Raw genomic sequence first — 25,812 nt, 5'->3', positions numbered from 1 at the left:
ACTAACCTCCTTGAATGGTGATAAAGTACTGGACTCGTTTCCAAATCAACCGAGACAAGCCCACCATCACTAAGAGCCAGAAAAACTGCAAAGCGAGTGCCTGAAGCATCTGATTAGCATCGTATTTCCCAACAATAATCATGACTGGGGTATAAATCAAGGATGAAAAAGGCAGGAAGGACAGAATATCTGCAACAACCTTTGGAAAGAAAGCCAAGGGAATCAAACTTCCAGACATAAAGGCCACTATGGAAGTCTTGAGTAGATTGGAACCCCAAAGATTTTTAAACACAAAGGCTGAAAATCCAAAGCAAATATTAAAGAAAAAGTTAATCAGATAAGCCAAAGTTAGGCTAAAGAGATAAAGGACAGTTAATCCCAGCACTTCTACAATCCCTTGCCCAGATAAGATTTTCATCAAAACAATGACACTTAAAAATGGAAGGCCAACGCTGATAAAAATCAACCACTTGGAACCAAGCTCGGTGAAAAGATAGGAGGCCGCAAAATGCACTGGTCGCAACAAACGCATGATAATGGAGCCATCCTTGACCTCCTCCCCAATCATAAAGGACGAATCGGATCTAGTCAGAAGATTGGTCACAAAACTCATGATGATGTAGAGGGTGATATCCGCCATACTGAAGCCCTGAATCAAAGACTCTTGCGAAGAATCAAAGACAGCCTTCCAGAGATAAAAGGCCACAAAAGCCCCCATGACATCGCCAATCCGATAGAGAATAAAGTTGACTCGGTAAGTAATCAACTCCTGAACCCCTGCATTGATAAAGGGTTTATAACGTCTCCACAATTTGATCATCCTAGAGCTCCTTTCGGTAGAAGCGACGGATAATATCCTCAATATCCGTATCCACCATCTTCAAATCGCGGATTTCAAAATAAGACAGGGTTTGCTTGATAATGTCAGCTGACTGGTAGCGAGAACTATCAAATTCAATGTTGAGGCTGTTTCCTTGTCTATCAATGGTCATATCAGACAGACCTTCATAGTGAGAGACGAGATGACTTTGACCTGGTAGCAGTTCAAAAGAGAGAGTCTTCATCTTACCAAAGGTCTCCTTGAGTTGGCTCACCGTTCCATCAAAAATCTCTTTCCCCTTGTCAATCATGAAAATCCGATCACAAAGTTGCTCAATATCACTCAAATCGTGAGTGGTCAAAAGAATGGTAGTTTCTTCCTCTTGATTGATCTGAGTAATTGCCCGACGAATATTATCCTTAACCGAAACGTCCAAACCAATGGTCGGCTCATCTAAAAAAAGAACCTTGGGATTGTGGAGCAAGGAGGCCGTAATATCCGCCCGCATCCGTTGTCCCAGTGAAAGAGTCCGCACGGGATCCTTGATAAAGTCCTTCAAATCCAAGACTTCATTCAAAAAGTCCATACGCTTATGAAAGAGCGAGTCTGGCACATCATAAATCTCTTTTAAGACAGTGTAGGTCTCTTGCAGAGCCAAATCCCACCATAGCTGGGTGCGTTGTCCAAAGACTACGCCAATATCTTTGACATAATCTTGCCGATTGTCCTGGGGAATCTTGCCGTTAATCCGACAAAAACCAGATGTTGGTTTCAAAATTCCTGTCAGCATTTTAATGGTTGTCGACTTCCCAGCACCATTTGCCCCGATAAATCCTAAAATCTGCCCTTTTGGAACCTCAAAGTTCAAATCCTTGACCGCTTCAAAGGTCTGCTTTTCAGGATGAATAAAGGAGCGCAAAGCCCCCTTCAAGCCCGGTTCCTTAACAATCTTCACAAAATGTTTCTGAAGATGTTCCACTTCTATCATTGCCATATCTATCTCCCTATCATAAGGAATAGCAACATTGTGTTTTTAACTACAAATATTCTAAATCCTTACTTTCTACACCTTCTACATTTTATTACTACAGAAGGCTTTATACCAACCTATTATAGTCCAATAAAAAACAGAATGCAAGCGTTTGCCTATGGATTGTGAAATTAGGATTTCTCTCATAAAATAATACTTTTAATCAAAAATTCAGTTGAATAGTTTAAATTACCAACCTACTCATCTTCTCACCAGAGGGCGGTATTAACTTTGATCATAAAATCGGATACTCCCTCTATCCAGAAAATATGCTCAGAATGATTGTCTCTAAACAATACCTGCTCTTTTACCTCATTCATGAAAAAGAAGTCCATACCCTGAGAATTATCAACTCACGCACCGACTACCTAAACCAACTCGACCACCTCTTTCGTACATGTAGGAAACTATTTTCCTCACAAATAATCTCATTATAAAATCCAATAAATTTTTTTAGCTCACTTGAATATTTTCTTTGTATCGTTTTATCAGCTTCAATCTGATTTAGACTTGTTACCTTGGAACGACTTGAAATAACCTTTGTAAAATAACACTTAAGACTTTCATCATCTCGTATAAATTTTTCAATAGTGATATAAAAAGCTTTCATATTCTGTTTGTAATCAGATATTAATTGATTAATTTTATCATTCTGATGAAGATTCGATACCATAATATATAGCGGATTGAAATAAGATGAGAACAAATTGATTGGAAAAGTAAAATTAATTTCTATAAATGTTTTAGCAATTGTTTCATACTATTTTAGATTCAGTCTACTATACATAAACTAACCTCCTCATTATTAGCAAGGCTTCTACTGATTATAACCTAATTCTTAGACTACTTCAAGACTAACTGTCCAATAATAATCTACAGATAAATCATCCACTCTTAATCAAATTTTATTCAATCCATCTACTCATTCCCAAAAGGTTGCTGTATAATGCAAGACATTTTTCTTACTGCTTTTACTTTTCCTTACCCTCAATTTAGTGAGCTAATAAATTATTCTTCTTCAAAAGGTTGAGATTTATCTAGTAACTCTAAAACATTAATGGTAGGTAGCAACATTGCTTCACTGCTATCAATTGCCGAAACTATTGAAACAATAGAACGTAAATAAGGACAAAGAATAGCAGTACCATTTACGTATAGAATATCGGTGATATTTTCATCTATATTTATTTCAAAATATCCTATTACAGTTACAGATATTTTTTCATGGCATCTTTGTCAACTAAAGAAACACTAAGTTTTACGGCTCCATGACTATAATCATCTGTATGACCAACCTTAACTATGGGATATAATATATCGAAGGTAAATGTGAACAAACTGATTAGGAAATTTAAACCAACTTCTAACAATGTGTTATACTCAATGAAAACCAAAGAGCAAACTAGGAAACTAGCCTCAGGTTGCTCAAAACACTGTTTTGAGGTTGTGGATAGAACTGACGAAGTCAATAACCATACGCACGGCAAGGCGACGTTGACGCGGTTTGAAGAGATTTTCGAAGAGTATTAGAAAGCTCGATGGACTATTCCAGATTCATTCCACTAGATTTTGAAATCAAAAAAAGTTGAGACATAGCGTCTTCAACTTTTTTACATTACTTTAACTACTGATTAAAGTGAGTTTACGTCAACTTTGATACCAACACCTTGAGTAGTTGTGATAGTCAAGTTTGTTACGTAAGTTCCTTTAGCTGTAGCTGGTTTTGCTTTTTGGATTGTTTCGTTGAAAGCTTTAAAGTTTTCAACCAATTTTTCAGCTTCAAATGATACTTTACCGATGATTGCTTGAACGTTACCTGCACGGTCAGCACGGTAAGTGATTTTACCACCTTTAGACTCTTCAACTGCTTTAGCAACATCCATTGTTACAGTACCAGTTTTAGGGTTTGGCATCAAGTTACGTGGTCCAAGGACACGTCCAAGACGTCCAACAAGAGCCATCATATCAGGTGTAGCGATAACTACGTCGAAGTCCAACCAACCGTCGTTGATTTTAGCAACAAGGTCATCTTCACCAACAAAGTCTGCACCAGCAGCTTTTGCTTCTTCAGCTTTTGCACCACGTGCGAAAACAAGAACGCGTGAAGTTTTACCAGTACCGTTTGGCAATACCATTGCTCCACGGATTTGTTGGTCAGCTTTTTTAACGTCGATGTTCAAGTTGTAAGCAACTTCTACAGTTGCGTCAAATTTTGCAAAGTTAGTTTCTTTTGCAAGTGCTACAGCTTCTTCTACGCTGTATGCTTTTGTGCTGTCGATTTTCTCAAGAGCAGCACGAAGTTGTTTGCTTTTTTTAGCCATTTTCTATTCTCCTTGTAAGTGGTTCAATCGATTTTCATCTCCCACGTCACTCCTCGAAATGATGAAGTCTTGCGGGTTTTCAGTCTATTACTTTCCTTTTCCTACGGCCTTAAGTTCCCTTGCTGTACCCAAGTACAAGTATCAGTCACTTGCCTAGTATGAAAAGCAACTAATAGACTGCTGTGAGATTTTCTACTGTGTTATTGATTAGTCAACAACAGTGAATCCCATAGAACGAGCAGTACCTTCGATCATACGCATTGCAGACTCTACGTTTGCTGCGTTCAAATCTGGCATCTTAGTTTCTGCAATTTCTTGTACTTGTGCACGAGTAACTGTAGCAACTTTAGTTTTATTAGGTGTACTTGATCCTTTTTCAACACCTGCAGCTTTTTTCAAAAGAACAGCAGCTGGTGGTGTTTTCGTAACGAAAGTAAATGATTTATCTTCGTAAACTGAGATAACAACTGGAATAATCATCCCAGCTTGGTCAGCTGTACGAGCGTTGAACTCTTTTGTGAATCCCATGATGTTGATACCAGCTTGACCAAGAGCAGGTCCAACCGGTGGAGCTGGTGTAGCTTTACCAGCAGGGATTTGCAATTTTACAAGTTTTTCGACTTTTTTAGCCATTTTTAAATCCTCCTTTGTGGTTTTGGCGGTAATTAGAGATTTTTACCTCCCACAAGTATGCTTTTCACATACCCGTCTATTATACACTATTTATCTGAAATTGCAAGAGAAAAGTTTATTTTTTAATCGACGTAATCTCCGCCTTCAAAGCCGTAATACTCTTCCAAACTGAGACCACTTGCAGCAATTTCTTTTGCTTCTTTTCCGACATAACGCAGGTGCCATTCTTCAGCCATATAGCCTGTTTCCTTTTCCTTACCTTTGAGATAACGGACAACAAAGCCATAATCAGCTGCATGATCCAAAAGCCATTGGGCTGCTTTTTCTTCTGTTACCAAATCACCATCAGTCCCAATCACATCAAAGGCCAAGCCTGTCTGGTGTTCGCTATAGCCAGGACGGGCAGAGTAACGGTCAGCTGCTGCCTTCCCATCTTGGTTGACATAATCTTGATAGAGCTTGGTCTGAGTTTCATAACTTCTAAAACCACTATAATGGTCGCTAATCGGGAAACCTGCCTCTTGCATAGCCTTGATGAGTTTGACCAACTCTGCCTTGGCTGTTGGATTTTCCCCTGGATTGTAGTCTTTCGACAATGGATAGTGTTTATTTGCTACGATGATTTCATCGTATTTCCCTTGGATGCTGTAGTAGTCTCCTTTATTGACCACTTCTGCTTTTTTCTGGGCAGTTCCTTGAGAATTACTACCGACTGTTCCATCAGCTTTAGCTGTTTGCTCTGTTTTAGCTGCTCCATCTTCATTTTTTGTTTTTTCTTGTGAACAAGCTGCCAATGTCAAGGCTAGCAAGGCTGTCAAGACTATGTATCTTTTTTTCATTTTTACTCCTTTATTTCTAATAGTTTATCTACTTCTGATGATAAACGTTCGACTAATCTTTTAATCTCATCAGGTTTTGCTTGGCAGGTTTCTGCTGTCATTTCTTCAAAGGGAACCCACCAGACTGGACCACGTCCCTTGAGGCCGTGACCATTCATATCACCTGTTCGTCTAGGGAAAATGTGCCAGTGGAGATGGGCATCGCCATTGCCTAGAAGCTCGATATTCATTTTCTCAGCAGTAAAGGCCTTGGCAACTGCCTCTTGGACTAAACTCATTTCCTCTAGAAAACGGAGCCTCGTTTCCTTTTCTAAATGATGCAATTCGGTGACATGTTCCTTGGCTAGAAAAAGACTATAGCCTTCAAAATACTGGTGGTCTCCAATAACAAGATAGCCTGTTTCCAACTCTTTGACAAAATAGGGATTTTCCCCAGCTTTAATGAGCTCAATTCTCTGACAAATCAAACACATATTAGTCTACCAATGCGCTCTTAAGATAAGCATCAACCATACGTTCCGTTGCGACCACCGAGTCAATATGAGTACGCTCATAAGAATGACTAGATTCGATACCAGCACCGAGAAGGGCGTGTTTGACTTCTGCACCTGCAGACATAGCCGCTGAAGCATCCGAACCATAAAATGGATAGATGTCCAGCTTAAATGGAATATCTTGCTCTTTCGCCAAGGCAACCAAATGTTGACGTAAGTCATAGTGATAAGGCCCTGAGGCATCCTTGACACAGATAGACACTGTGTACTCATCTGTCTGCTGGTCATCCCCCATAGCTCCCATATCCACAGCCAGATATTCGACTACCTGAGCAGGAATACTAGAATTAGCACCATGTCCCACTTCTTCAAAGACTGAAAAAGCAAAATGGGTTGTTACTGGCAAATCAATCTTCTCTTCCATATAAATACGAAGCAGGTTAAGCAAAATCGCCGCACTGACCTTGTCATCCAAGTGGCGAGACTTGATAAAACCTGTCTCTGTCACGATAGTTCGTGGATCAAAGCTGATAAAATCACCTACCTCAATCCCCAAGGCACGAGTTTCTTTTTCATTGGTTACTTTGGCGTCCAAACGCACTTCCATATTGTCCTGCGTGCGTTCTGCAGTTCCTGCATCCTTGTAGACATGGCAAGAAGTTTGGTGGATAAGGATGGTCCCGGATACTTTTTCACCTCTACTAGCCACATGAACGGTACAGTTTTCTCCTTCAATCATGTTCCAAGGAAAACCACCGATACGGTCCAATTTGAGACGACCATCTGGTTTGACAGCACGGACAATGGCACCCAGCGTATCCACATGGGCAGTCACATAGCGTTGTTGCTCATCATTTTGACCTTTAATGGTCACATTGACACCGCCCTTGGCTGTGCGAACCGGCTGGTAACCAAATCCTTCCAGAGTCTTGACTAAATAGTCCGCAATCTCACGAGTAAAACCCGTTGGCGACGCAATAGCTGTCAGTTCTTTGATATATTCTACTGTTTGATTCATTTCTTCACCTCTTTTGCTACCTATTATAACACATTTATCATCGGATAAAAAAAGAAAATCACTCCTGTAGACTTGTCTACAAAAGTGATTTTAGTGATTATTCCATTTCAAAAACATCGCTTTCTTGCTTGTTTGGTAGAACCAATGAGAGCAAGATTCCGACAATGGCTGGGACCAACCATGGGAGTGATGCCTTGGCAAAAGGAAGAGCGTTGACAAGGTTTGCAAGAAACTCAACCTTAAACGAGCTTCCTAGTACGCTTGCAATAGCAATAGCTGTAACAACAGCAATTGTCAACTGCATACCTGGTTTTGAAAGAGCCACGAATTTGTTGACAATGACAATCATAACGATAGCAATCGTGATTGGGTACAAGATAACCAGTACTGGAATGGAGTACTTGATAATCGCATCAAGACCTAAATTAGCAATGGCAAATCCAATCAAGGTAAAGGCTGTCGCATAAACCTTATAACTGATTTGTGGGAAACGTTCATTAAAGAACTCAGCTGTTGACACAATCAAACCAACCGTTGTTGTGAAGCAGGTTACGGTAACCATAGCTGCAAGGAAGAGTTGGGCTGTTGAGCCAAAGATTTCTTGAGTGGCTTGTGACAAGATGTAAACACCAGGAGTTCCACCCTTCATAGCCTCAGCTGGTACCGGGAAATGGTTCCCAAGGAAACCTAAGCCGATGTAAAGAGCGCTGAAGGCAAGGGCTACAACGATACCAACAACCCAAATAGTCGAAATGTACTCTTTCTTACTTGAGAAGCCAAGTTGTTTCAAGGTTTGAACTGCGATTACGCTAAAGGCAACTGAAGCAAGAGCATCCAAGGTATTATATCCTTCTAGGAAACCTGTCCCAAAGGCAGAAGCTTGATAAGCGGCTGAAGCAACTTGAGGACTTGTTCCACCGTATTTGAAAGCTCCCAGAACAACCAAGATAACGATCAAAATCGCAAAAACTGGCGTTAAAATACGGCCGATACGGTCTAAGATTTTTGATGGATTAAGCGAAATCAAATAGGCTGCTGCAAAGTAAAGAACCGTAAAGACAATCAAACCAAGACCTTTATTTGCATCCGACAAAAGGGGGCTAATCCCTACTTCGTAAGCTGTTGTAGCAGTACGTGGGATAGCAAAGAATGGACCGATTGACAAGTAAAGAACTGAGAGGTAAAGAGTCGCAAACCAAGGCGCTATCTTTGTAGAAATCTCGTAGATATATCCTTTAGGATTTAGCGTTCCAATAATAAGGGTCAAGACGGCGATACCGACACCTGAAAAGACAAAACCTGCGATGGCAGGAAGAAAATGTTCTCCAGATAGAGCACCTAGAGAAGGCGGAAAAATCAAGTTCCCCGCACCAAAAAATATTCCAAACAGAAGCAAACCTGTTAGGGCACCTTTTTTAGCCATGAAAATCTCCTTTATATTTATAAAATACTGACCTAGTATATCATGAATAGGAGTATGAAAAAAGCTTCACGAAGTAAATATTGAATGTTTTCAAGATTCTTAAAAATGAGAATTATCTAAAAATAAAATTCTCCTACCCAGTCCACACCAAGCAGGAGAAAATTGTACTGTTTACAGTTCTTCAAAGGCAGTCATACCACCTTGTACATTGATAACCTCATAGCCTTGTTCTGATAGGAATTGGCAAGCACGCGCCGATCTCATCCCAGATTTGCAAATAATATAATGTAAGCGATCTTTGTCCAATTGATCATAAATATCGGCTAATTGACTCAGAGGAAGATTCTGGGCATCTTCTAAATGAAGTGCTTCAAACTCATCCACTTCTCTCACGTCCACTAAAGAAAGTTGGTCATTTTGGTAAAGCTGGTAAAATGCGTCAAAGGCTATTTCTTTCATTCTTTTTCTCCTAATACTCTTCGAAAATCTCTTCAAACCACGTCAGCGTCGCCTTACCGTGCGTATGGTTACTGACTTCGTCAGTTCTATCCACAACCTCAAAACAGTGTTTTTAGCTGACTTCGTCAGTTCTATCCACAACCTCAAAACAATGTTTTGAGCTGACTTCGTCAGTTTTATCTGCAACCTCAAAGCTGTACTTTGAGCAGACTGCGGCTAGCTTCCTAGTTTGCTCTTTGATTTTCATTGACTATAAAATAGTTTTAATTCTTTTTTTCAAATCTGGCACCACTTCTGACTCAAACCAAGGATTTTTAGCCATCCAGATTTGATTTCGCGGTGAGGGGTGAACTAAAGGAAAATAGGTTGGCAAGTAGTTCTGATAATGTTTTACCCGTTCTGTCACCTTGCCACTGACTTTCTCCTTTAAATAGTAGGCCTGGGCATATTGCCCAATCAAGAGGGTCAACTGGATATCGGGTAATTCTTGCAAGAGCTGTGGATGCCATTTTTCAGCAAAACCTGCTCGAGGCGGAAGATCACCTGACTTGCCATGCCCTGGAAAGTAGAAATCCATGGGCAAGACAGCAAAATAACCTGAATTGTAAAAGGTATCTTCATCCACACCTAGCCAGGCCCGCAAGCGGTCACCACTCTTATCTTTCCAGTAAAGGCCTGCTTCTTGGGTTTTAAGACCAGGCGCTTGACCGATGATATTGATGCGAGCAGTCTTTGGCGCTGCAAAGAGAGGTTCAATGCCACGCTTTGTATAGGTAGCATTCTGCGGATCTGCCATAATAGCCTGCTTGATTCTTTCAATTTGAGACATCTACTTTCCCTCCAAAAAGAAGTCCAAGCATACAATCTCAGACTTCTATCGTTTTATTTGATCAATTCATAAATAGCTTCGGCATAGATTGCTGCTGCTCGGAAGAGATCATCCAAAGCGATAAATTCATTGGCTTGGTGCATGGTGTCAATTGAGTCTGGGAACATGGCACCATAGGCAACACCTCGTTCGAGCAAGCGACCAAAGGTTCCACCACCGATAACTTGCTCGTGACCTTTAAGGCCAGTTTGTTTTTCATAGACATTCAACAAGGTTTGCACAAGTGGATCTTCCATTGGCACATAGTGAGGCGTGTGACCATGTTCTGACAAACTAACAGAAGCAACTGGCAAGTTTTCAAGGATTGACTTGATTTGCTCTGGACTTGTTCCTTTTGGATAGCGGATGTTAAGGGCAATGGTATTATCAGCGCTTGTTTCATCAAAACGGAATACACCCGCATTCATAGAAAGGGCACCCATCTTTTCATCCACATGGGCAATCTTGAGATTTTCACCCTCATGGTCGTTCAACAGAATTTTTCCAGCGATGTCAAGGTAGTCTTTGGCTGGACCAGCAAAGTCAAACTGGCTAAGGAAGAGGGCTAGGTAAGTCGCACCATTGACACCTGAAGCAGGCATAGCACCGTGGGCTGATTTACCAATGATCGTCACCTTGTATTGGCCAGCTTCTTCTTGGAGTTCTCCTCTAAGTTTGTGTTCTGCAACAAAGGCATCTAGTTTAGCTTGCAAGTCAGCCAAATCACCTGAAACGACTGCTGTTGCTGATTCTGGTACCATATTTTCACGCAAACCACCTGTGAAGCTGTGAAGACGGGCAGCACCTGCATTTTCACCTGCAAAGTGGAGGTATTCCGTGATATTTCCTTTTTCACCATTGATGATAGGGAATTCAGCGTCTGGAGAGAAACCAAAGTCTGGTTTTGCAAGTCCTACGTGCTCGAAATAGTAGTCCATGTCTGCCCAACCTGATTCTTCATCTGTTCCAACGATGAAACGAACTTTCTTAGAAGTTGGAAGTCCCAATTCTTTGATGATTTTCAAACCATAGTAACAAGCTGTTGTAGGTCCCTTGTCATCTGAAGCCCCACGCGCATAAAGGCGACCGTCTTTGATAGTTGGTGTGTAAGGGTCTGTGTCCCAACCGCTACCAGCAGGAACCACATCCATATGGGCAAAGATGCCGAGAACTTCTTCTCCATCACCAAACTCAAAATGTCCTGCGTAGTTGTCAACATTTTTAGTTGGGTAGCCATCGCGGTCTGCGATTTCAAGGAATTTCTCCAAGGCTTTTACTGGACCAGGTCCAAATGGATGTTCAGCATCAACCTTGCTATCATCACGTTCAGAGTTGATTTCCAAAAGGCTAAACAAGTCAGCCAAGAGGTCTTCTTTGCGTTTTTCTACTTCTGCTGTAAAATCAATTGCTGTCATTTTTTCTTCTTTCTATCTTTTCTCGATGATTTCATCTACTGGCAAGCGGTAGCTTGGTTCCAATTTGTCGTCTGTGTAACCCACTGTGATCAAGAGTTCTGGGCGGAAACGGTCTTCGATTTCCAAAACTTCATTAACTTTTGATTTGTCAAAACCAAGGATAATATTGGAACCAATTCCTTGGTCTGTAAGAGCGAGAACCAAGTTCATAGCAACCAAACCTGCATTGAGTGCTAGGTAGTCGCTGACTTGTTGTTCATTGTAGCGTGCAAATTCAGCTGGCAAATTTTTCATGAAGTATTGAAGTTGTTCTTCTGAGAAATTGTTAGCACCACCAACTCGGGCAATCTTACGAGCACGTTTAGCCAAATCTGTGTCTGTAAACAAGGCAATTGTTACAGGCGCTGATGATACCTGTTCAAAGTTTGAACCATAAGCCAACTTTGCCAGTTCAGCATTTTTCTCACGTACTACCACAAATTTCCAAGGCTGGCTGTTGTGGGCACTTGGTGCCAAGGTTGCAATTTCGATAGCCGTACGCACATCTTTTGGATCAACTGGCTTATCAGTAAACTGCTTAGTCGCATGACGTTTTTTGTTTAATTCAAGAAATTTCATAATCGATTTCCTTTTCTAATTCTACTGCTTCCATTCTACCATAATTTGAAAGAGCTTGCAGGGATTTTTCATGATTAAGATTTTTTATCACAGCCATAAAAAATATATATTGGTTCATCAAGACAGTTTCTGATAAACTAACAAGTACTTTACATTTGAATGGAGATATTATGAAAAAATTTAGCCTATTATTAGCCATCCTACCATTTTTGGTTGCCTGTGGAAATCAAGCCACACCCAAAGAGACTAGCGCTCAAAAGACAATCGTCCTTGCTACAGCTGGCGACGTGCCACCATTTGACTACGAAGATAAAGGCAATCTGACAGGCTTCGATATTGAAGTTCTAAAAGCAGTAGATGAAAAACTCAGCGACTACGAGATTCAATTTCAAAGAACCGCCTGGGAGAGTATCTTCCCAGGACTTGATTCTGGTCACTATCAGGCTGCAGCAAATAACTTGAGTTACACAAAAGAGCGTGCTGAAAAATACCTCTACTCACTTCCGATTTCCAACAATCCCCTCGTCCTCGTCAGCAACAAGAAAAATCCTTTGACTTCACTTGACCAAATCGCTGGTAAAACAACACAAGAGGATACCGGAACTTCTAACGCTCAATTCATCAATAACTGGAATCAAAAACACACTGATAATCCTGCTACTATAGATTTTTCTGGTGAAGATATCGGCAAACGAATCCTAGACCTCTCTAACGGTGAATTTGATTTCCTAGTTTTTGACAAGGTATCCGTTCAAAAGATTATCAAGGACCGTGGCTTAGATCTTTCTGTGGTTGACTTGTCTTCTACTAATAGTCCTAGCAATTATATCGTTTTCTCAAGTGATCAAAAAGAGTTTAAAGAGCAATTTGATAAAGCACTCAAAGAACTCTACCAAGATGGAACCCTTGAAAAACTCAGCAATACCTATCTAGGTGGTTCTTATCTCCCAGATAAATCTCAGTTACAATAAGATATATTAAAAACGATTGGACCAGCCAATCGTTTTTAGTTTGCATTGGTTATTTTAGGAAACTCTTACAAAAAATCAAAATAATCCTTCACATCTTCTACATACCCATGCTTTTCTATTAAGCTTGCTAATAGTTCCAGATTGTGCCCCTGATAGTTATCGTCACGACGCAGTTCTTCATACATTTCAATAAAGGGAAGCCCCTTGGACTTGGCCAATTCTAACTCCGCTTCATAATCATAAGCGACTTTACGAAATAGGATATTTACCAATTCCCCATCTTCAACTTCTATCACGGCATACTGGGCACGGTGATTTTTTAACGCCTCCCAGTTAAAATAGGGCATGCCAATCGAACCTGGATTGATGATTTGTTGCCCTTGACTGCCATAACGAAGTAACTGCTTGTGAACATGACCATAGACTGCCACGTCGGTTTCCGCATCTAGCAGTTGGTCAAATTTCTCTGTATCATTCTCAACTAGCAAGTCACCACCATAGTTCTTATTTGGCAAATTATGAGAGATAGAAAAGCGCAATCCGTCAATTTCTTTCTTTTCCAGCAAAGGCAAGCTTCGTAGCCAGACAATCGTTGCAGGATCCATTCGCTCCATCAAAAACTGGATCATGCGCATTGACTGGATTTCTTTCGGATATTCCAAACCATATTCGCCATCCAAGACCTCAAGGACACGATCATCCCAATTGCCTCGAACACTGGCTGTGATAGGAAGGTCCTTTAGCAGGGCGACTAAGTCATTTGCGCCTGGACCAGGAAGAAAAATATCTCCCAGAAGCCAATATTCACTGGCCCCTTGATTTTTAGCATCTGCAATCACTGCTTCTAGCGCCGTCGCATTGCCATGAACATCTGATAAAATTGCGATTTTATGGTTCATTGTGGTTTCCTTCCGTTTGGTAATCTACTCTTTCTTCTGCTACTTGAGGCAAGGCTTCTCCCTGCGGGTTCAACTTTCTTTGCACAACCTCTGCTACTGCTCTTGGCACTCCAACTTCGACAATCTCATCCACACTGGCTTCCTTGATTTTAGTCAAAGACTTGAAATGCTTCATGAGATTCTGCTTGCGTTTAGGTCCCAGACCGTCAATCCCATCCAATTGAGATGAAAAGGAATTTTTGGAGCGCAGTTGGCGGTGAAAGGTGATGGCAAAGCGGTGCACCTCATCTTGAATGCGTTGAAGGAGGAAAAATTCTTGAGAATTACGAGACAAGTCCACCACTTCCAGCGGATCTCCAAAGAGCAATTCATGAGTTTGGTGCTTATCATTCTTTTGCAGACCTGCAATTGGAATATCCAAGCCCAGTTCCTCTTGGATAACCTGCTTAGCGATATTGACTTGACCTTGTCCCCCATCAATGACAATCAAATCTGGAGGAGTCAAACCGTCACGCTGTACTCGACCATAGCGCCTGCGAATGACTTCTCTCATACTGGCATAGTCGTCTGGCCCGGCTACGGTCTTGATTTTATACTTACGATAATCTTTTTTACTTGGTTTGCCGTTGACAAAGACCACCATGGCTGAAACAGGACTGGTCCCCATGATGTTGGAGTTATCGAAAGATTCGATACGAACTGGGGTTGGGATTTGAAGCAAGCGTCCTAGATTTTCAATAGCCCCTTGGGTCTTTTCGACAGATTTCTCTAGCAGGTTGAATTTCTGCTCTAGGCTGACTCGAGCATTCTTTATAGCCAAATTGACCAGCTGCTTTTTCTCTCCACGCTGGGGCTTGAGAATCTTGGTATCTACCAAAGCCTTGACCGCTTCTTGGTCAATATCCTGCGGAATCAGTACCTCATTGGGAACTAGGTGGGATTTTTCTTGATAGAATTGTCCCACATAGGTCAAGAAGTCCTCATCCGGATCGTTGTAGTAGGGAAAAAGATTGACATCGCGCTCAATGAGCTTGCCCTGACGAACAAAGAAAACCTGAACACACATCCAGCCCTTATCCACGTAGTAGCCAAAGACATCGCGATTTTGGAGATCCTTAGCCATAACCCGTTGCTTGGTTCGAAGCGTTCCAATAGCCTGAATCAGGTCACGGTATTCCGCCGCACGTTCAAACTCCATAGTCTGAGCCGCCGCTGCCATTTTGCCCTTGAGGTTATCAATGATTTTATCATCTTGCCCTTTCAGAAAATCAGAAACCTCCTGAGCCATAGACTTGAAATAGTCCTCATCCTTCTTACAGATGGTGTGGCTCATGCATTGGCCGATATGGTAGTAAAAACAGACCTTAGACGGTGGATTGGTACACTTACGAAAAGGGAAAATCCGATCCAGTAGTCGCTTGATTTCATTGGCCGCCCCCACATCTGGATAGGGACCAAAGTAGAGACCTCCGTCCTTCTTGACCTGACGAGTGATAATCAAGCGTGGATAGCGCTCATTAGTGATTTTGATGAAGGGATAGGACTTGTCATCCTTGAGCATGATATTGTATTTAGGCTTATTTTCCTTGATCAGGTTGATTTCTAGGAGAAGTGCCTCAATATTAGACTCCGTAACGATAAATTCAAAATCTACAATTTCAGACACCAAAGCCTCTGTTTTGGTATCATGACTTCCACGGAAATAGGACCGCACGCGGTTACGCAGATTTTTAGCCTTTCCTACATAGATAATGGTGCCGTTTTTATCCTTGTGAATGTAACAACCAGGGCTGGTCGGCAAGAGCTCTAGTTTTGATTTAATCAAGTTGTTCATAATTCCATTATAGCAAAAAAGTAGGGAAAAATAGTCCCCTACTCATTGGTCTCATATAATTTTCGAAGTCTTTCAACATCCTCTTCCTGGATACCATAAAAAGAACCTGCTGGTTGCATGACAGACTTCTCATCTGTATGGTCCAAGCCAATCGCATGCCCCAACTCATGTTCTGCCGTATGGACAAGGCGCTCATAGGAATAGCCATAGTCAGGATTGGACAGATAATAATGATTCAGGCGCACCGTTACGGATAAGAATTGCCCTGTTAAGAGATTAGTTTGACTTTCCGCCTCTCCTGCCACAGGAGTGCCTCCGTCGTTCATCTCCGTAGCCGTAATATCCGCCTTACTAGACTCAGTCACGAGTTCAAAGTTAAAAGCACCAGTTTGATTCCAGTTCTGGATTGCTTCTACATAAGCCTCTTGAAAGCGTGAATCCATCTGCGGATCCAGGTAAATACGAGCAGAGGCCTGTGGCCACCTTCCTTCAGAATGCTGGTGACTATCTGTCTGGCTTAACTTAGGCAGTTGCCCTGTTTTCTCCCATTGGTCAATACTTTGTTGACCAATCTTGACTGACCGCTCTGTTTGCTTTAGCGCTTCTTGAAAATCCCCGTTCAGATACCAGAGAAGTCCGAAAGCAAGAACGCATAAGAGTACAACTGTCCAAACCAGGCGTCAAAACAAACGCCACACAAAAGAAAAGAAAGCCCCTATCAAACGAAAAAGCCAGCGCATGTCTCTCCACCTTTCTAGCAAATAAAAACTATTTTACTAAAACAAGCTGAAAGAAAGCTAAATACTGACTTTTTCATCTTAACGTCCTACTATTTTTTTGAGTAACTGGATAGCTTTGTATTTTAAAGGCGATGGATGATAACGGAAAGTACCTGCTTTGCGTACAATATAGCCATTAAAATTTTGTTTAAAACGCAAAACACCATCACTACCATCAAAAATCCCTTGAATCCCTAGGAAGTTGTATTTAGGTATTCCACGTTTTATACTTTCCAACATAATATATTTTTGAAGCAGTGCAGGGGCATAGAATTTATTAAACTCAGTGTAGGAACCACTAAAGAGATAAGTCGTTTCCTGAGGCATATAAACAAATAAACTCCCAGCTAAAACAATATCTTCTTCTCCATATTTTTCAATCAAGTCTCGCGCTTCTGCTTTTCGAACTTCAAACGTTTCAAATTGACTAGAATATTCTCTCAGTTGATTTTGTTTTTTCTCAGAATGAGGATTTTTACTCAAATCAAGTCGCAACTTGCCCAAGAGTTCTTCTAGTTTACTTTGTTCACCTTGCAATTTGCTCATATAGTCCGAAAAATTTAAGCTTGCTATGAGAAACTCCGCTTGTTCTCCAAATGAATCATAAAAGTGCTCATAATATTCTAAACTTTTATCACTATATTCTCTACGTTCAGAGGTTTCTTTTGTTATATTCTTAAAAATCGATAGTTCTTCACGTTTTAACTTTTTCAACCGAATGCCAAAGGTTTCAGCCTTTTTCACCAAGGGTTTACCCTTTTTGCTAAAACTTTTAAGCAAATTCTTTTCAGTTAATTCAGTCAAATCTTTATAGTATAACCAATCTGGTTCTCCACCTGGATACCCTGTCGTCAATCCATCAAATTGATAACCTAAATCAGTTAAACCTTGAATCATACTTTTTTTCTCAGCATCTATTGGATTACCTTCACTATCAAAAGTTTGATAAGTTTCATAAGGTTTTACAAGCAACTCTAATACACCATTTTGCTTGGCATATTCTTTTAACTCTTCATAAAAAACTGGAAGGGCATCTTGTTGGGTATAAATCGGCCCCGAATTGATCTCCATATGCAGACCACCCAGCATGGGCAAGCTATAAACCAGAGCTGCAACTTGAATTTCTCCTTCTTGTTTCAAAGCAAGATAAACAATTCGAGCCCCTCTTTTTTCTAACAAGTCCCCCATCTGGACAGATTGCATAAAGGAACGAGAAGAAACCTGATCAGAATAAGCCTGAAACTCTTCTTTCGTGAGTGTAATTAGTGCCATATACTTACTTTCTATGTTTTTTTCTTAATGTTTTACGGAAATCAAGAGCAAGTCTTAACAGAGGATAGAGAGGATGAGTGGGCATTGTAAATTCACCCAAGTATTCTTCAATCGTTGGATTAAAATTAGCTTTAAAACGATAGAGTCCACCATCTAAAGCATTCTCGACGCCTCCTAAATTTTGCCATAAAATGCCACGTTCAAAGGAATATCGAGCTGTCTCATACCAAGTCAAAATAGGAGCTTTATAACGTCTAAAATCTTCATCCATTCCTGCGTATAGATTGACAGAAGTTTGTCCGAATTCTAAAGTCAAGGTAGCTGCTAAAGGAACTCTTGCTTGACCTGCATCTATATATTCCTGCAAGAAAGTCAATTCCTCTGACAAACGTTCTTTTTCCTTCTTCTGCGCTTCTACTTTTGAAGTGCGAGTCGACTCAGTAAAGGTCTCTTCCAAGGCTCTGTTTTTCGCTAACTGTTCTTCTAATTCTTGCGAACGTTTAGAAACATCCAAGGTTGCCAAGGTGATATAGGCCTTGTCCTTAAAATTATCTAACAATTTTTTATAATAGGCTTCATTTCTCAAATGAATCTCTTTTCGCTTCTCGGTTTTTTTCATCAAAAAGGAAAAAGACTCCAATAATTCAGTTCCACCAAATTGAATCTCTACCCCCTTATTCCGTGCTGTTCGAATAGCCTGTTTTGTTGACTTGGAAAGTTTATCTTCTTCAAAATTTTCCTTGTATATTTTTGCCTGAATACGAGGCTGAATGGTGTCCCCCATTTCCTCTGTTTTTCCCGACCACCTTACTCCCATTTGTTGCAAACTATCAATAATAGCCAGATTTTCAGGATATTCTGTCTTTTCCTGATTGATTAAACTTTGAGACAGGCAAATACTTGGATCAAAAGTCACAAAAATAGCTCTCTTACTGCGAGCATAAGACTTAATGGACTGAATGACAAAACTCAAGAGTTCCGTATCCCCATAATCCAATATAGGTCCTCTTGGGATGTAAAACATTTTATAGCCTAGCGGAAGACTTCTAATCAAAATACTAGCTGTCGCCAGTAATTTTTCTTCCCTGTAAACACCAAACTTCTCATGTTGCCAATCAGACTTCACTTCTTCCCAAGCACTACTTTGTAATACATTGGCTAATTCATGTTCTTTGACAAACTGATCATATTCTAATGTGGGAATGCCAATTTGATAACGGTACATTTCCTACTCTCTTTCCTCCAATATCTTATTACTATTCTACTACTTTCGTTTGAAAAGTCTAGTGAAAACAGACTTCCATCATTGTTTTGAAGCCAAGAATAACTATAGATAGTGGTTCATTTATAAAAAACTAACTCAATCTCTCTTCTAATTTGAAATCGATTGGCAGGGTTGCTAGAAACCGTTCCAATTGTTTTTCCCAATAATACCACTCGTGAGTTCCAGCGCTATGGCTATAGGTCACATCAAAACCTAATTTTTTGAGATTTTTCACTGCTAGATTATTGGCTTCATACAAGAAATCCTGTTCGCCACACCACGCCCAAAGTTTGGTCTTTTTATCCGATTTTTTAGCCAGACTTTCAAGAGAATAGGGACTAGTTGTCCAGTCTCTAATCTCTCCAAAAACACCTCTCCAGTAGGCTGGACTTCCCAGATTTTGGCTCTCAGGAGAAAAATCTTGAAAGCTGAGAGCACCTGAAAAACTAGCTGCATGAGAAAAACGATTTGTCGCAAGAGCCAATTTGAAACAGCCGTAGCCTCCCATGGAGAGACCAGCGATAAAGGTCTTTTCACGCTTACTGGTCATATTAGGGAAGAAGCGTTTCAAAACCTGTGGCAATTCCTCTGCTAGAGCCGTGTAGTAGTCAAAACCATATTGGGTATCGGTGTACCAACCGTTGCTGGTATTAGGCATAACAACAATGAGATTAGTAGCTCGAAGCAAGCGTTCTACATTGGTCCGCTTGAGCCAACTATTATGATTGCCAGACATCCCGTGCAAGAGGTACAAGACGGGAATATCTTCACACTCTGGTTCTTCCACTCGATTGGCATCAGGGTAGAGGACATTCACTCCCCACTCCATATCCAAAACTTGTGAGTAATACTCGATTTTCATTACTGCCATGATTTTCTCCTTCTATTTTCCGATAAGAAAAAGCCGAAACTAGACTTTATCTTTACTTATTTCAATGATTATTTTGCTTCCATGACTACTGGTAGAATAGCTGGACGACGCTTAGTTTGATCAAAGAGATACTTGGTCAGATTATCCCGAACCTTGCCTTTAAGATCTGCCCAGTCAAAGTCATCTCCTTGCAGATAGTCTTCTACCGTTTTGTTAATCAATTCTGAACTTTCACGGAGAATATCGCGACTCTTCTTGAGATAAACAAATCCACGCGTGTGAACACGGGCCTTGGCCACAATTTTCTTCTCACGACGGTTAACGGTGATTGCGACGATGAAAATACCGTCCTCTGACAAGACCTTACGGTCACGAAGGACTACATTACCAACATCACCGATAGCATTTCCGTCAATCAAGACATCCCCTGCCGAAACCGCACCAGCTGGGACAAAGTCTCCATTCTCATAAGCCATGCTGGTTCCCTTTTTAGGGATGAAAATGCGTTCTGGCAACATCCCAACTGCCATAGCAGCCTTAGCATGGGCATCCAACTCACGGTATTCCCCTTGAATCGGGAAGAGATACTTGGGTTGCAAGAGATTGATCATCAACTGCAAATCACGCGCATTTCCGTGCCCTGATACATGTAAACTTTGGGTAATCAATTTGACAACCCCTCCTGCCTGATAAATCATATTTTCCACACGCGCAACGAAGGCTTCTTTAGCAATAGACGGAGCCGTAGCAATATAGACCAGGTCCCCATCCTTGATTTCTACATAACGGTGGCGACCAATCGACATCTTACGAAGTCCATTGATAGGTTCACCCATACGACCTGTCTCAAGAATAATCAACTCATGGTCTTCAAAGCGAGACATATCTTTCGGCTTAATCAAGAGAATTTCGTTGGCTAAAGACAACTTCTTGAGACGAATCGCTGTGCGGACGATATTTTCAATATCAAATCCTGTCAAGACGATACGTCGACCTGTTTTATCCGCAGCGTCAAAAATCTGCTGGATACGAGAAAGGTTACTGGAAACAGCTGCAACGATGATACGACCTTCCCAGTCAGCAATGGTTTGGGTAATTTCATCTCTAACTTCACTTTCACTAGCCACCTGAATATTGCTGTCCGCATTGGCCGAATCACTGAGGAGAGCCAGGACGCCGTCACGACCGATTTCTGCCAAACGAGCGAAGTCTGTCGCATAGGATTCACTAGCTGTCTGGTCAAATTTGAAGTCACCTGTATAAACGATGCTACCTTCAGCTGTCTTCAAGACAATTCCCAGGCTCTCTGGAACGGAGTAAGTCGTAGGGAAGAAGGAAACCACTGTCCCACCAAAATCAATCTCCGTATCTTCATCAATAACATGAAAATCATTAAATTTCTTGACTGCGTCATTTCCTTTGACAAAGAGCTTTGCCAACTCAATGGTCAACTCAGAGCCAAATACAGGTACCTTGGCTTCAGCCAAGAGATAAGGCAGAGCACCAATAGCATCTGCATGTCCGTGAGTTAAAAATACCCCAGCAATTCGATCTTTATTTTCAAAAAGGTAGTCCATCTTTGGAATCACCACATCGACCCCTAATTGTTCATTTTCGGGATATTTTAACCCTGCATTCAAAACAAAAATGGACTCTCCAATTTCAGCAATGTACATATTTTTCCCATTTTCACGTACACCACCAAGTGTTGTTAAACTAATATTACTCATTTTTCCTCCAAAATCTTAGTTTATCTTGATTATAGGGTTGCTTACCCTCTTATTCTAAAAGCACTATTACTGTTAGCCGAATCTTTTCCTACCATTATACCATTTTTTTGATGATTTTCAAAATGAAGATTTGTTTTCAAAAAAGAGCTGGTTGCCCAACTCTTTTCTAACTTCTACTCTTTTTCCATCAAAAAGTCATAAATTTCTTGCACAGTACCCAGCGCCATCATTTCTTGGTCTTTGACGGTTTGTTTGAGATTTTGATAAATCTGACTTTCTCCGATCTCCCGCTTTGGTGCCTCTTTATTGACTGTCATGACCCCATCTTTGATCGTCACAAAGCCTAGCTCTTCAAATACTTGAATCATCTTGACCAGCAAGATTTGTTGGATATTAAGATAAGTAGCCAAATCTTTCAGCTTGTAGCGAATATCAAACTCTGGGAACTGGTAGATGGTCTTGTACAATTTGGCAAACTGATCTCTAGTCCCATAGCCTGTCAAATAGTAGGCCTTGTCAATGTCATTTTTGAAATAAACAGCAGAAAAATTCTGCTCCTGAAAAATGGTCTTCAACAAGGTAATATCCTCAGGAATGGTTTTTACAACCACAGCTTCACTAGTCGCTATATCTGGCAGTTCTTCATCAAAATCCAAGACTGGAACCCCTTCTGGCAAGACTGCATTTTTCCCACGAATGTTAAAAAGTTGAACACCCTCCACACGCGCATCCACCATCATCAACTGGAGGGCAGTTTGGCCATTCCATTGGTTGACAGACAATTTGACTGCCAACTCTAGATTCTTGGTTTGAGAAAACTCTGTCGCCCATCTGCCTTGGCCAAAGGCTACCACTTCAAAACTCGCCTCACCCTTGGAAATTTTCAACTTGAGATGAGCATTGCCTGCCCCCATAGTACGGGCACTTTCGACCTGAAAATCCTTTATATAAAAGACAGGTTTCTGATTGTCCATGCCAAAAGGTGCCAAACGTTCAAAACTTTTGACCGTTTCCAAGCTAAGTGTCTCCAAATCCAGCTCTTCATCTAGGTTTAACTTGTTCTTGCCACCAGCATCTGCACCTTTTTCACGGACATAGTCTTCTAAAATCTGAGATAAATCCGAGAGTTTCTCAACTTCCAGCGTCATGCCAGCCGCACCAGCATGGCCACCAAAGGCGATAAAGAGGTCTCGATGAGGATCCAGAGCTTCAAAAATGTCGACCGCTTCCACACTACGAGCACTGCCCTTGGCACGACCATCCTCTATATTGAGAACGATGACTGTCTGCCCTAGTTCTTCCAACAAACGACCAGCCACGATCCCTAGAACTCCAGGATTCCAACCTTCCTTGGCCAAGACTTGGACCTTCTTCTCAGGGTTCACCATGGTCTTAGCTTCTTCATAGATAGACTGGACGATTTCCTTGCGCTCTTCGTTTTTCTGATGAATCATGAGGGCAATCTCGTGAGCTTCCTCGTCGTCAAATCCAGTCAGCAAATCAATGGCTGGATTAGGATCATCCAAACGACCCAAGGCATTCAAACGAGGGGCAATCTGGAAACCAACCGTTTCTTCTGTCACTTCGTTGGCAGCAATCCCAGCCATGTCCAGCATTTCTTGTAGACCAATACGCTGAGTATGTCCCAACATTTCCAGACCGTATTGAACCAAGATACGGTTCTCATCTGTCAAACTAACCATATCTGCAACGGTACCAATAGCGACCAAATCAAGCAATTCCACTTGTACTTCTTCTAAAAGGGCACACGCCAGCTTGAAAGCCACTCCACAACCAGCCAAATATTTGAAAGGATAATCCGCATCTGGATGTTCAGGATGGACAATAGCATAGGCATCAGGCAGGGTTTCAGGCATAGAATGATGGTCGGTCACAATGACATCTACTCCCATAGACTGGGCCAATTCAATAGCCTCGTGACCAGCAACCCCATTATCCACCGTCACAATCAAAGAAATTCCTTCTTGCTCGATAAAGTATTTATAAACACTGGCATTTGGACCATAGCCATCAGTAAAACGATTAGGCAAGTAAACACGGCACTCGGCACCAAGTTGTTCCAAACTTTCCTTCACAATCGAAGCCGAAGTCATACCATCCGCATCGTAATCTCCATAGATGAGAATATTTTCCCCTTCTTCAATGGCCTGACGAATCCGTTCCACTGCCTTGTCCATATCATGGAGCAGATAAGGGTCGTGCAAGTCCTCCAAGGAGGGTTCTAAAAACTTCTTCAGACTTTCTTGGTCCTGAATCCCTCTTTCAAATAATAACCGAGCTACCTCAGGACCCAGTCCAGCCTTCTTGGCTATCTTTGTAAAATCCGCATCTTCAACCTGCGGGGCAAACTGCCATTCATAAGTAGGTGTTATCAAAAAGACATCCACTCTTTCTAAGAATTCTATTGCTTCATTATAACATGATTTAGACGTTTTCTCTATCCAGATTGCTTTTTTATAAAATTTTAGTGAATTTTTTCAGATATGATTTGACAAGACAAATCTTTTGGTGCAGAATCATGTTATAAAATCTAATGCAAAGGAGACTCCTTATGGCTTTAGTAGAATTTGAACACGTCGAAAAATATTACGGAGACTACCACGCACTCCGCGACATCAATCTCCGTTTTGAAAAAGGACAAGTCGTTGTCCTACTCGGACCATCTGGTTCTGGAAAATCCACTCTTATCCGCACCATCAATGGTTTGGAGGCTGTTGACAAGGGAAGTCTTCTAGTCAATGGCCACCAAGTTGCTGGTGCCAGCCAGAAAGATTTGGTGCCTCTTCGTAAGGAAGTCGGCATGGTTTTCCAGCATTTTAACCTCTATCCGCATAAAACAGTGTTAGAAAACGTAACACTCGCACCCATAAAAGTTCTAGGAATTGATAAAAAAGAAGCTGAAAAAACAGCTCAAAAATATCTGGAATTTGTAAATATGTGGGATAAAAAAGATTCTTATCCAGCCATGCTGTCTGGTGGACAAAAGCAACGGATTGTCATTGCACGTGGACTCGCTATGCATCCTGAGCTTCTTCTCTTTGATGAACCAACATCTGCTCTTGACCCTGAAACCATCGGCGATGTTCTAGCGGTTATGCAAAAATTGGCCCACGATGGTATGAATATGATTGTCGTTACCCATGAAATGGGCTTTGCCCGTGAAGTTGCCGACCGCATCATTCTCCCTCCTTTGACCAACCAAATTGTCAACCTCATCAAGAACACCTCAACAGTCGCTATCATCTCTGGAGTGGACTTGATGTTTGTGACCAAGTCTTGGTCAGCACTTAACGGAAACTACATTCCAGCCTTTCTAGGCGCTGCCCTTCTCTACTTTTCTCTATGCTTCCCTGTTGCCCAGTTTGGTCGCAAGATGGAACAAGCTAATAAAAAAGCCTATTCACTTTAGGAGGTTACTATGGAATCCATTTTAGAAGTTTTGACCCCAGATAACCTAGTCTTTATCTTTAAAGGATTTGGCTTGACCCTCTACATTTCTCTGATTGCCATCGTCCTCTCTACCCTTATCGGTACGGTGCTAGCTGTCATGAGAAATGGCAAAAATCCTGTCTTGCGCATTATTTCCAGCATTTATATCGAATTTGTGCGCAACGTTCCCAACCTTCTCTGGATCTTTACTATCTTTTTAATTTTCAAGATGAAATCCACTCCAGCAGGAATCACTGCCTTCACACTCTTTACATCAGCGGCTTTAGCTGAGATTATCCGAGGCGGTCTCAATGCCGTAGCCAAGGGGCAGTACGAAGCAGGAATGTCACAAGGCTTCACTTCAACCCAAATCCTCTACTACATCATTCTCCCACAAGCCATTCGTAAAATGCTGCCAGCCATCATTTCTCAGTTTGTAACCGTGATTAAGGATACCAGTCTCCTCTACTCTGTTATCGCCCTACAAGAACTCTTTGGAGCCAGCCAAATTCTCATGGGCCGTTATTTCGAACCAGAGCAGGTCTTCAGTCTTTATATACTGATTGCCCTCATCTACTTCAGCTTTAACCTAGCCATTTCTAGCCTGTCTCATATGCTAGCCAAACGTTGGCAACAAGCTGCAGAATAATACTCTTCGAAAATCTCTTCAAACCACGTCAGCTTCACCTTGCCGTATGTATGGTTACTGACTTCGTCAGTTTCATCTACAACCTCAAAACCATGTTTTGAGCTGACTTCGTCAGTTCTATCCACAACCTCAAAACGGTGTTTTGAGCAGCCTGC

The 25,812-nt window shown here is 41.3% G+C and carries 27 protein-coding genes and 1 pseudogene; 4 read left to right on the top strand and 24 right to left on the bottom strand.

Annotation, left to right across the window (positions count from 1 at the left end):
* Position 1 precedes the first annotated feature (1 nt).
* From SPPN_RS03285 to SPPN_RS13790, 4 genes are all read right to left on the bottom strand, one after another.
* Positions 2–820 carry an ABC transporter permease gene (locus SPPN_RS03285; RefSeq protein ID WP_000594192.1) on the bottom strand — a complete coding sequence of 273 codons (819 nt, stop codon included), beginning with the start codon at positions 818–820 and terminating at the stop codon, positions 2–4.
* 1 nt (position 821) lies between these two features.
* Entirely contained in the window at positions 822–1,814 is a 993-nt protein-coding gene (locus SPPN_RS03280; RefSeq protein ID WP_001240775.1) for an ABC transporter ATP-binding protein, read from the bottom strand.
* Between the two features lie 400 nt (positions 1,815–2,214).
* Positions 2,215–2,460: a hypothetical protein gene (locus SPPN_RS14290; protein WP_000643408.1), complete on the bottom strand. Its 246-nt coding sequence runs from the start codon at positions 2,458–2,460 to the stop codon at positions 2,215–2,217.
* Positions 2,461–2,858: 398 nt separating this feature from the next.
* Complete coding sequence (locus SPPN_RS13790; protein WP_223200444.1) at positions 2,859–3,068, bottom strand: hypothetical protein; 210 nt, start codon at positions 3,066–3,068, stop codon at positions 2,859–2,861.
* A 165-nt stretch (positions 3,069–3,233) separates the two neighbouring features.
* Here SPPN_RS13790 and SPPN_RS13560 point away from each other — a divergent pair, with 165 nt between their 5' ends.
* On the top strand, positions 3,234–3,380 hold the full coding sequence (locus SPPN_RS13560) for a hypothetical protein (RefSeq protein WP_044012032.1): 147 nt from the start codon (positions 3,234–3,236) through the stop codon (positions 3,378–3,380).
* 101 nt (positions 3,381–3,481) lie between these two features.
* On the opposite strand, the gene rplA is transcribed toward SPPN_RS13560, so the two are convergent.
* The 11 genes from rplA to SPPN_RS03215 all read right to left on the bottom strand — a co-directional run bounded on the left by rplA (position 3,482) and on the right by SPPN_RS03215 (position 11,938).
* Positions 3,482–4,171 (bottom strand): 50S ribosomal protein L1, encoded by a 690-nt coding sequence (rplA, locus tag SPPN_RS03265; protein ID WP_001085675.1) that lies wholly within the window; start codon positions 4,169–4,171, stop codon positions 3,482–3,484.
* Between the two features lie 207 nt (positions 4,172–4,378).
* Positions 4,379–4,804: a 50S ribosomal protein L11 gene (gene rplK / locus SPPN_RS03260; protein ID WP_001085812.1), complete on the bottom strand. Its 426-nt coding sequence runs from the start codon at positions 4,802–4,804 to the stop codon at positions 4,379–4,381.
* Between the two features lie 122 nt (positions 4,805–4,926).
* Complete coding sequence (ldcB, locus tag SPPN_RS03255) at positions 4,927–5,643, bottom strand: LD-carboxypeptidase LdcB/DacB (protein WP_000747748.1); 717 nt, start codon at positions 5,641–5,643, stop codon at positions 4,927–4,929.
* A gap of 2 nt (positions 5,644–5,645) precedes the next feature.
* Positions 5,646–6,116 carry an HIT family protein gene (locus tag SPPN_RS03250; RefSeq protein WP_000335597.1) on the bottom strand — a complete coding sequence of 157 codons (471 nt, stop codon included), beginning with the start codon at positions 6,114–6,116 and terminating at the stop codon, positions 5,646–5,648.
* Position 6,117: 1 nt separating this feature from the next.
* Positions 6,118–7,155: a M42 family metallopeptidase gene (locus SPPN_RS03245; protein ID WP_001077204.1), complete on the bottom strand. Its 1,038-nt coding sequence runs from the start codon at positions 7,153–7,155 to the stop codon at positions 6,118–6,120.
* A 97-nt stretch (positions 7,156–7,252) separates the two neighbouring features.
* Positions 7,253–8,578, bottom strand: a complete 1,326-nt coding sequence (gene brnQ / locus SPPN_RS03240; RefSeq protein ID WP_001074582.1) for a branched-chain amino acid transport system II carrier protein — start codon at positions 8,576–8,578, stop codon at positions 7,253–7,255.
* Between the two features lie 171 nt (positions 8,579–8,749).
* Positions 8,750–9,037 carry a rhodanese-like domain-containing protein gene (locus tag SPPN_RS03235; protein ID WP_000658231.1) on the bottom strand — a complete coding sequence of 96 codons (288 nt, stop codon included), beginning with the start codon at positions 9,035–9,037 and terminating at the stop codon, positions 8,750–8,752.
* A 112-nt stretch (positions 9,038–9,149) separates the two neighbouring features.
* A complete protein-coding gene (locus SPPN_RS14180) occupies positions 9,150–9,284 on the bottom strand; it encodes a hypothetical protein (RefSeq protein ID WP_272941556.1) in 135 nt (44 codons plus the stop codon).
* Between the two features lie 3 nt (positions 9,285–9,287).
* The gene (locus tag SPPN_RS03225; RefSeq protein WP_000078127.1) at positions 9,288–9,866 is read right to left on the bottom strand and encodes a uracil-DNA glycosylase family protein; all 579 of its coding nucleotides are present in this window, start codon (positions 9,864–9,866) and stop codon (positions 9,288–9,290) included.
* Between the two features lie 53 nt (positions 9,867–9,919).
* Complete coding sequence (gene pepV / locus SPPN_RS03220) at positions 9,920–11,320, bottom strand: dipeptidase PepV (protein WP_000125061.1); 1,401 nt, start codon at positions 11,318–11,320, stop codon at positions 9,920–9,922.
* Between the two features lie 12 nt (positions 11,321–11,332).
* Positions 11,333–11,938, bottom strand: a complete 606-nt coding sequence (locus SPPN_RS03215; RefSeq protein ID WP_000670184.1) for a nitroreductase family protein — start codon at positions 11,936–11,938, stop codon at positions 11,333–11,335.
* Between the two features lie 170 nt (positions 11,939–12,108).
* Here SPPN_RS03215 and SPPN_RS03205 point away from each other — a divergent pair, with 170 nt between their 5' ends.
* Positions 12,109–12,909, top strand: coding sequence for an amino acid ABC transporter substrate-binding protein (locus SPPN_RS03205; protein ID WP_000714630.1), 801 nt, complete (start codon positions 12,109–12,111; stop codon positions 12,907–12,909).
* Between the two features lie 65 nt (positions 12,910–12,974).
* Here SPPN_RS03205 and SPPN_RS03200 read toward each other — a convergent pair whose 3' ends face one another.
* The 8 genes and pseudogenes from SPPN_RS03200 to recJ all read right to left on the bottom strand — a co-directional run bounded on the left by SPPN_RS03200 (position 12,975) and on the right by recJ (position 23,954).
* Positions 12,975–13,808, bottom strand: coding sequence for a metallophosphoesterase family protein (locus SPPN_RS03200; protein ID WP_001015787.1), 834 nt, complete (start codon positions 13,806–13,808; stop codon positions 12,975–12,977).
* The gene (gene uvrC / locus SPPN_RS03195) at positions 13,798–15,642 is read right to left on the bottom strand and encodes an excinuclease ABC subunit UvrC (protein WP_001061163.1); all 1,845 of its coding nucleotides are present in this window, start codon (positions 15,640–15,642) and stop codon (positions 13,798–13,800) included. Before uvrC ends, SPPN_RS03200 begins: the two co-directional genes overlap by 11 nt.
* Before the next feature lie 38 nt (positions 15,643–15,680).
* Positions 15,681–16,382 (bottom strand): annotated as a pseudogene (locus tag SPPN_RS03190) (M57 family metalloprotease).
* 78 nt (positions 16,383–16,460) lie between these two features.
* Positions 16,461–17,693 (bottom strand): peptidoglycan bridge formation alanyltransferase MurN, encoded by a 1,233-nt coding sequence (murN, locus tag SPPN_RS03185; protein ID WP_001174048.1) that lies wholly within the window; start codon positions 17,691–17,693, stop codon positions 16,461–16,463.
* Positions 17,694–17,697: 4 nt separating this feature from the next.
* Positions 17,698–18,918, bottom strand: a complete 1,221-nt coding sequence (locus SPPN_RS03180) for a peptidoglycan bridge formation alanyltransferase MurM (protein ID WP_000286554.1) — start codon at positions 18,916–18,918, stop codon at positions 17,698–17,700.
* 130 nt (positions 18,919–19,048) lie between these two features.
* Positions 19,049–19,828 carry an alpha/beta hydrolase gene (locus SPPN_RS03175; protein WP_000290010.1) on the bottom strand — a complete coding sequence of 260 codons (780 nt, stop codon included), beginning with the start codon at positions 19,826–19,828 and terminating at the stop codon, positions 19,049–19,051.
* A 68-nt stretch (positions 19,829–19,896) separates the two neighbouring features.
* Positions 19,897–21,558: a ribonuclease J gene (locus SPPN_RS03170; protein ID WP_000065625.1), complete on the bottom strand. Its 1,662-nt coding sequence runs from the start codon at positions 21,556–21,558 to the stop codon at positions 19,897–19,899.
* Positions 21,559–21,731: 173 nt separating this feature from the next.
* Positions 21,732–23,954 (bottom strand): single-stranded-DNA-specific exonuclease RecJ, encoded by a 2,223-nt coding sequence (recJ, locus tag SPPN_RS03165; RefSeq protein WP_000632600.1) that lies wholly within the window; start codon positions 23,952–23,954, stop codon positions 21,732–21,734.
* Between the two features lie 176 nt (positions 23,955–24,130).
* On the opposite strand from recJ, the gene SPPN_RS03160 reads away from it, so the two are divergent.
* Positions 24,131–24,988, top strand: a complete 858-nt coding sequence (locus tag SPPN_RS03160; RefSeq protein ID WP_001229572.1) for an ATP-binding cassette domain-containing protein — start codon at positions 24,131–24,133, stop codon at positions 24,986–24,988.
* 9 nt (positions 24,989–24,997) lie between these two features.
* Positions 24,998–25,657: an amino acid ABC transporter permease gene (locus tag SPPN_RS03155; RefSeq protein WP_000443887.1), complete on the top strand. Its 660-nt coding sequence runs from the start codon at positions 24,998–25,000 to the stop codon at positions 25,655–25,657.
* On the opposite strand, the gene SPPN_RS13125 is transcribed toward SPPN_RS03155, so the two are convergent.
* On the bottom strand, positions 25,618–25,782 hold the full coding sequence (locus SPPN_RS13125) for a hypothetical protein (RefSeq protein WP_014017211.1): 165 nt from the start codon (positions 25,780–25,782) through the stop codon (positions 25,618–25,620). The genes SPPN_RS03155 and SPPN_RS13125 overlap by 40 nt on opposite strands.
* Positions 25,783–25,812 lie beyond the last annotated feature (30 nt).

Source organism: Streptococcus pseudopneumoniae IS7493, from assembly GCF_000221985.1.
In the GTDB taxonomy this organism is placed as follows: Bacteria; Bacillota; Bacilli; order Lactobacillales; family Streptococcaceae; genus Streptococcus; species Streptococcus pseudopneumoniae.
This window is presented reverse-complemented; position numbering and strand designations above follow the sequence as displayed.